At 69.0% G+C, this 6,682-nt stretch carries 6 protein-coding genes and 2 pseudogenes; 4 read left to right on the forward strand and 4 right to left on the reverse strand.

The window, feature by feature from the left end:
- A pseudogene (locus RH94_RS43375) lies at positions 1 to 345 on the reverse strand (hypothetical protein); the annotation flags it as partial.
- Positions 346 to 493: 148 nt separating this feature from the next.
- Between RH94_RS43375 and RH94_RS14610 the strand changes: the two are divergent.
- A complete protein-coding gene (locus RH94_RS14610) occupies positions 494 to 901 on the forward strand; it encodes a CoA-binding protein (RefSeq protein ID WP_073948036.1) in 408 nt (135 codons plus the stop codon).
- Between the two features lie 9 nt (positions 902 to 910).
- Here the strand turns inward: RH94_RS14610 and RH94_RS14615 are convergent, their stop codons facing one another.
- Complete coding sequence (locus RH94_RS14615) at positions 911 to 1,465, reverse strand: YbaK/EbsC family protein (protein WP_073948037.1); 555 nt, start codon at positions 1,463 to 1,465, stop codon at positions 911 to 913.
- Between the two features lie 43 nt (positions 1,466 to 1,508).
- Positions 1,509 to 2,081, reverse strand: a complete 573-nt coding sequence (locus RH94_RS14620; RefSeq protein ID WP_073948038.1) for a helix-turn-helix domain-containing protein — start codon at positions 2,079 to 2,081, stop codon at positions 1,509 to 1,511.
- 93 nt (positions 2,082 to 2,174) lie between these two features.
- Between RH94_RS14620 and RH94_RS14625 the strand changes: the two genes are divergently transcribed.
- On the forward strand, positions 2,175 to 3,032 hold the full coding sequence (locus RH94_RS14625) for a DMT family transporter (RefSeq protein WP_073948039.1): 858 nt from the start codon (positions 2,175 to 2,177) through the stop codon (positions 3,030 to 3,032).
- 16 nt (positions 3,033 to 3,048) lie between these two features.
- On the opposite strand, the gene RH94_RS14630 is transcribed toward RH94_RS14625, so the two are convergent.
- The gene (locus tag RH94_RS14630; RefSeq protein ID WP_073948040.1) at positions 3,049 to 3,900 is read right to left on the reverse strand and encodes an acyltransferase; all 852 of its coding nucleotides are present in this window, start codon (positions 3,898 to 3,900) and stop codon (positions 3,049 to 3,051) included.
- A gap of 80 nt (positions 3,901 to 3,980) precedes the next feature.
- On the opposite strand from RH94_RS14630, the pseudogene RH94_RS14635 reads away from it, so the two are divergent.
- Positions 3,981 to 4,175 (forward strand): annotated as a pseudogene (locus tag RH94_RS14635) (gamma carbonic anhydrase family protein); the annotation flags it as partial.
- A 663-nt stretch (positions 4,176 to 4,838) separates the two neighbouring features.
- A complete protein-coding gene (gene ltrA, locus RH94_RS14640) occupies positions 4,839 to 6,605 on the forward strand; it encodes a group II intron reverse transcriptase/maturase (protein WP_199880911.1) in 1,767 nt (588 codons plus the stop codon).
- Positions 6,606 to 6,682: the final 77 nt, after the last annotated feature.

Raw genomic sequence — 6,682 nt, forward strand, 5'->3', positions numbered from 1 at the left:
GGTGACGCGTACGCCCTCGGGAGCCACGGCGTCGCCCCCGGCGGCCACGTGGACGACCTGGGCCTCGTCGAGGGCGGCGCCGAGGCCGCGGCCGTCCTCGAAGGGCCGGACACCGAGGGTCGCGGCGCCCGCCCGCAGTTCCGCCTGTTCCCGGTCGCCGGTCAGCGTGGCCCATACGGGCGTGCCGCCCAGTTCGAGGGCGCGGACGAGGACGTCGGCGACCAGCAGCACGCGCAGGCCCGTGGCGTCGAAGCCCGACGCGTGCGCCTCGACACGGGTCAGGCCGCGGCGGGCGGGGGCGGCGTCCACGGGCTCGCCGGTTCGGGCGTCGATGATGCGCAGCACGGCCCGAGCGTAGGCGGCCGGGCGGCCACACGCAGGCCCACGGCGCACTTTCCGGACATAGTGACTGGTTTCACCCCGGCGGGGAATCGCCGGGCGGCGCCCGCCGTTGCCCAGTCGGCAGCCCTTCCCCAAGTCGAGGAGATCCCTGGTGTACGGCGACACGGCGACGATCCGGAAGATCCTGACCGAACTCGGTGACACCTGGGCCGTCGTGGGCCTGTCGTCGAACCGCGGCCGGGCCGCGTACGGCGTCGCCGAGGTGCTGCGGCGCTCCGGCAAGCGCGTCGTCCCGGTCCACCCCAAGGCGGAGACGGTGCACGGCGAGCAGGGCTACGCCACCCTCGGGGAGGTCCCGTTCGACGTGGACGTGGTCGACGTCTTCGTCAACAGCGACCTGGCCGGCCCGGTCGCGGACGAGGCGGTCGCCAAGGGCGCGAAGGCCGTCTGGTTCCAGCTCGGCGTCATCGACGAGGCCGCCTACGAGCGCACCCGGGCGGCGGGCCTCGACATGGTCATGGACCGCTGCCCGGCCATCGAGATCCCCCGCCTGGGCTGACCCGCGGGGTCAGGTCCCCAGCCCCTCCAGCACCACGGCTCCCGGCAGTTCGGCGAACACCTTGCCCGGCACGAGCAGTTTGCCGCGGCGGCGGCCGCTGCCGACGAGGACGTACGGCAGGTCGACGACGGCGGAGTCGATCAGGACGGGCCAGCCGTCGGGCAGGCCGAGCGGGGTGATGCCGCCGTACTCCATGCCGGTCTCCCCCGTGGCCACGTCCATCGGCGCGAAGGACGCCTTGCGGGCGCCGAGCCGGCGGCGTACGACGCCGTTGACGTCGACCCGTGTGGTGGACAGTGCCAGGCACGCGGCCAGCTGGGTTTCACCACCCCGCTTGCCCGCCACGACCACGCAGTTCGCGGACGTCTCGAGCAGGTCCCGGCCGTAGTGCTCGACGAAGACGGCGGTGTCGGCCCACCGCGGGTCGGTCTCGGCGTAGAGGATCTGGTCGGCCGGGACGCTGCCGCGCCAGTGGCGTACGGCGTCGGCGACCGGTCGGGTCAGCTCGTCGAGGCAGTCGGGGGCGGGGACGACCTGGTCGAAGTTTCCGATGGGTGCGCGCATGGCCGCACGCTAACAGCCGCGCGGCACGGCACGGCCGGGCGTCTCAGTGCACGGGCGGCACCGAGACCGCCATCACCATGTCCATCGGTACGGCGCCGTCGTTGGCGTACGTGTGCGGGGTGCCGGCCTCGAAGGAGGCGCTGGCGCCCGTCGGCACGCGGTACTCCACCGTGTCGACCGTGAGCGTCAGCTCCCCCGCGGTGACGTGCACCAGTTCGACGGTGCCGGCGGGATGCGGGTCGGACGGGCTGCGCTCGCCGGGCATCAGGCGCCACTCCCACATCTCCAGCGGGCCGGGCGCCTCGACGCCGGCGAGCAGCCGGTTGTAGCTGCCGGCGTCGGTGTGCCACAGACGGACGGCCTGGTCGGCGGAGACGACCCGGACCTTCGGTCCCTGCTCGTAGTCGAGCAGGGTGGTGATGCTGACGCCGAGCGCGTCACCGATCTTGACGACGGTGCCGAGGCTGGGGTTGGTGCGGGCCTGCTCGATCTGGATGAGCATGCCGCGGCTGACACCCGCGCGCGCGGCGAGCGTGTCCAGGGTGAAGCCGCGCTCGGTGCGCCAGCGTTTGACGTTGCGCGCCAGGGACTGGGTCAGCAGTTCGAGGTCCGACACATTCCGTCCAATATTCTGGATGACAGAGTTCACTTCACTGCACTACGGTGGGTTGCACCCGATCGTCCACCGAACTGTACTGCGAGGTACGCCGTGACAGCACTCTTCGCCCTGGTCACCAGCCTCCTGTGGGGCCTGGCCGACTTCGGCGGCGGGCTGCTCGCGCGGCGCAGCCCGGCCCTGACCGTCGTCGTGGTCTCCCAGAGCATCGCGGCGGCCGTACTCGGCGTGATCGTCCTCGCCACCGGAGGCTGGAGCGAGGCCGGCCCCCGGCTGTGGTTCGCGTTCGCCGCGGGCCTGGTCGGACCGGTCGCCATGCTCTGCTTCTACAAGGCGCTCGCCCTGGGGCCGATGGGGGTGGTCTCGCCGCTCGCCTCACTGGCCGTGGCCGTGCCCCTCTCGGTCGGCCTGGTGCTGGGCGAACGGCCGGGGCTGCTGCAGGTCGCGGGCATCGCGGTCGCCGTCACCGGTGTGATGCTCGCGGGCGGGCCGCGGCTGGGGGGCGCCGCCGTACAGCGGCGGACGGTCTGGCTGACGCTGGTCGCGGCGCTCGGCTTCGGCACGGTACTCGCACTGATCGCCGAGGCCTCCACCACGGTCACCGGCCTGTTCCTCGCGCTCTTCGTGCAGCGTGCCACCAATGTGGCGGTGGGCGGGACCGCGCTCTACGTCTCCTCGCGGCGGGGCGGGGCCGTACTGCCGCAGGGCGGCCTCCCCTGGCGCACGCTGCCCGCGCTGGGCTTCGTCGGCCTCGCGGACGTGGCGGCCAACGGCACGTACTCGGTCGCCGCCCAGCACGGCCCGGTCACGGTGGCCGCCGTCCTCGCCTCCCTCTACCCGGTGGTGACCGCGCTGGCCGCCCGCGGCTTCCTCAGCGAACGGCTGCGGGCGGTGCAGACGGCGGGAGCGGGTCTGGCACTGGTGGGAACGCTGCTGCTGGCGACGGGCTGAGCGCGCGGCCGGGCCGCTACGGGGCAGGCCGGCCCTCGGTCTCCAGCCCGGCGAGCCGGGAGTCCCCCTCCCCGGCCGGCTCGGCCAGGCGGGCCAGGCGGGCCGCGCTCTCCTCGTCCAGGTCCGCCAGTGCCAGCAACTGCTCCGGGGTGACGCCCTCCGGTATCGGCACCGGAGCCGGAGTCCGCAGCGGCGGCTGCCAGCCCCCGGCGGCGGTCCAGCGGCGTACGACCCGGGCGGGCGCCCCGGCGACCACCGCGTGGTCGGGCACCTCGCCGCGGACCACCGCGCCGGCCGCCACCACGACGTTCCGCCCGATCCGCGCCCCCGGCAGGATCACCGCGCCGGTGCCGATCCAGCAGCCCGGGCCGATCTCCACCGGCTCCATCCGGGGCCACTGCCTGCCGATGGGCTGGTGCGGGTCGTCGTAGGAGTGGTTGGTGGAGGTGACGTAGACGTACGGCCCGAAGTAGCAGTCGCTGCCGATGGTGACCGTGGTGTCGGCGATGACGTGGCTGCCGCGGCCGAGGACCACCCCGTCGCCGACGCGCAGGATCGGCTCGGGGCCGAGGTCGAGGTCGGGCATCAGCCCGGCGGTCAGCGTGACCTGCTCGCCGATGATGCAGTGTGCGCCCAGGTGGATCCACGGCTCGCCGAAGACCGTGCCGAGCGGGAAGGCCAGCCTGGTACCTGTTCCCATCGCGCCGAAGCGGAGGCGTCCGGGGTGCTCGGCCGTGACGGAGCCCGTGCGCTGTGCCCAGGCCCAGCCCGCGTGGACGGCGCGCTGGGCGAGGCGGCGCCGCCATGATGAGAACGTGTTCTTGCGCTTGGGCACCCGCTCACCGTACTCAGGCCCCGCCGTGTCCATGAGCCGCGACGCCTGTGATCTTCGCCCCACCGGATGACGTACGGTGCCGTCGGACCCATGCCGTGAAAGGTAGGACGAGGATGACGCACAAGGCGCTGATCGCGGGCATCGGCGGCCGGGAGCCGCGGGTGGACGAGGAGGCGTTCGTGGCGCCCACGGCCACGGTGATCGGTGACGTGTCGCTGGGCGCGGGCGCGAGCGTCTGGTACGGCGCGGTGCTGCGCGGCGACGTCGAGCGGATCGCCGTCGGCGCGAGCAGCAACATCCAGGACAACTGGTGCGACAAGTAAGTCGCTGCTACTGAGCGCCGGGCAAGAAAGGAGAAAGAGGCCCGGCCCGGGAAGTGACCAACTCCCCGGTCCCCGCCGTCACATGCGACCCCAGCAATGGGGTGGTGTGAAGCTGGCGGTCAAAGCCCAAGAGCCCCCAGACCATCACGGGGCAACAGGCGAGGGGAAGCTCGGACGGGAGAGCGAAAGCGAAGCCGTGTTTGTACGGACCGAAATGTGGACCCGCGTGATGGAAGCAATCGACGCGGCCGAGGACTAGAGGCAGAGGAGTCTCACATGGGCGGGCAGTCAGTTAAACCCCGCTGTGGTCACCATGGTCCCGGTTCAGAGCGGACTCCCAACCCGAACGCAACTCAGTACTGCGGAACTTGGAAACCCCGTAACGGTCCCGACCGCAAGGTCGGGTAAGCCGGAGGCAACGAAGGTGAATCCCGTTGCGGGAACAGGAAGATCCGAGAAGCATAGGCCACTAGCCCGTAAGGGCAGGGGAAAGCAAGGGAACGCGCCGCTCCAGGCTCCTTGTATAACCCGGTGGATACCCGCCAAGTGGCGGGTCCCGAAAGGGAGCTGACGCGGATCTGGTGAGCCCTTGAAGGCAGAGCAAGACGAGAAGCAGAGTCAAGGCACAAGTTAGAACAGGAGGCAGATATGACCGATACGGAAGTGGACGCTTCCCGGAACGGAACCTTGAGCGACGCTCAGGCATGGAACAGCATCGACTGGTCCGCGCAGGAGCGGAACGTTAAGCGTCTCAGGCAGCGAATCTTCAAGGCCGCGAAAGCAGGGGACCTCAAGAAGGTCCGAAACCTGCAAAAGCTCATGCTGCGCTCACACTCCAACACGCTGGTAAGCGTGCGAAGGGTGGCACAACAGAGCGCGGGCAGGAACACGGCCGGTGTCGATGGTCAAAGGGCACTCGATCCCGCCGAGAGGACCCGCCTCGTGCGGGACCTTGAAGCGGACGCCCCGAAGCCGAAACCGGTCAAGCGTGTATACATTCCAAAGGCTAATGGGAAGATGCGACCGCTGGGAATTCCGGTGATCGCGGACCGTGCCCACCAGGCCAGGGTAAAGAACGCCCTGGAACCGGAATGGGAAGCCAGGTTCGAACCGAGGTCCTATGGATTCAGGCCCGGACGTGGCTGCCACGACGCCCTGGAGGCGATCCACCAAACGGTCAAGCGCAGCGCGGGGCATGACCCCGCACGTCAGTGGGTACTCGACGCTGACCTCAAGGGCGCTTTCGACCGCATCAGCCACAAGCACCTGATGGACTCCATCGGGTTCTTTCCCGCCAGGGAGAGCATTCTTGGATGGCTTGAGGCCGGAGTGATGGAGAACTCCACGTTCTCCGAAACGGTAGAAGGCACGCCGCAAGGCGGCGTGATCTCCCCTCTGCTGTTGAACGTCGCTCTGCACGGAATGGAACAGGCCGCAGGGGTGAAGTACTGGGCGCGCAAGGGCGGCATCAAAACCGCCCGAGGTGCAACGGTACTCATTCGGTACGCGGATGACTTCGTGGTGTTCTGTCACACGGAGGATGAAGCGAACCGGGTCAAGGAATCGCTGGCGCGATGGCTGGAGCCGCGAGGGCTGGCCTTCAACGAAGAAAAGACCCGTGTGGTCCACCTTCGTGAGGGGTTTGACTTCCTCGGATGCACGGTTCAACAGCACAGCAATGGCATCTCTTTGATCACCCCGTCCAAGGCGGCCGAACAACGCGCCAGGTTGAAGATCAAGTCCACCATCCGTAAGGCTATGGGCACGGATCAGGACACCCTGATCCGTAACCTCGCCCCGTTCATTCGGGGATGGACGGCCTACTACTCGCCCGTGTCCGCGAACCAGGCGTTCTTGCGGCTTGACCGCTATACGTTTGATCTTTTGTGGAAGTGGGCGGTGAAGAGGCACCGCAGGAAGGGTCGCAAGTGGATCAGGTCCCATTTCTGGGGCCGACACCACGCGACGCGCCAGGACACGTGGGTGTTCGGTAACAGCAAGCTGCATTTGCAGAAGGCTGCGTGGACCCCCATTCGACGGCACCAGGTTGTTCCTGGAGACAATTCCAAGGACGACCCGGAGCTGGCGGAGTTCTGGTCGAAGCGCGTCCGGAAGCGCAGCACGACCATGGTGAACGAGAAGAAACTGATCGTCACCCTGACCGTGCGGCAGAAGGGTCTGTGCCCGGGCTGTGGTCTGGATCTTCTGGAAGGGGCGGGTTTCGAGCCGGACAGCCTGCGGGATTGGGTTGCGTGGTTCGAGGCCGGTCGCCGGGCATTCGATGTCCACCATGTGGTGCATCGAAAGCACGGCGGCAGTAATGCACTGTCCAACCTGGAAGTGCGGCACGCTACCTGTCACAGTCAGCTTCACGCCGGCGGGCATGACAAGAAAAGCGGCGTAAGGCTTGCTTGAGCCGTATGCGGGGAAACTCGCACGTACGGTTCTGAGGGGGCTGGGACCCAGTAATGGGTCCCAGCTACCCGACCACC

The sequence above is a fragment of the Streptomyces kebangsaanensis genome (genome assembly GCF_001906585.1).
Taxonomy (GTDB): domain Bacteria; phylum Actinomycetota; class Actinomycetes; order Streptomycetales; family Streptomycetaceae; genus Streptomyces; species Streptomyces kebangsaanensis.

Excerpts from the sequence above, each read along its gene's own strand:
- RH94_RS14615 (WP_073948037.1), bottom strand. The coding sequence starts at position 1,465 with ATGCGCGCACCCATCGGAAACTTCGACCAGGTCGTCCCCGCCCCCGAC.
- RH94_RS14630 (WP_073948040.1), bottom strand. The coding sequence starts at position 3,900 with ATGGACACGGCGGGGCCTGAGTACGGTGAGCGGGTGCCCAAGCGCAAG.
- ltrA (WP_199880911.1), top strand. The coding sequence starts at position 4,839 with ATGACCGATACGGAAGTGGACGCTTCCCGGAACGGAACCTTGAGCGAC.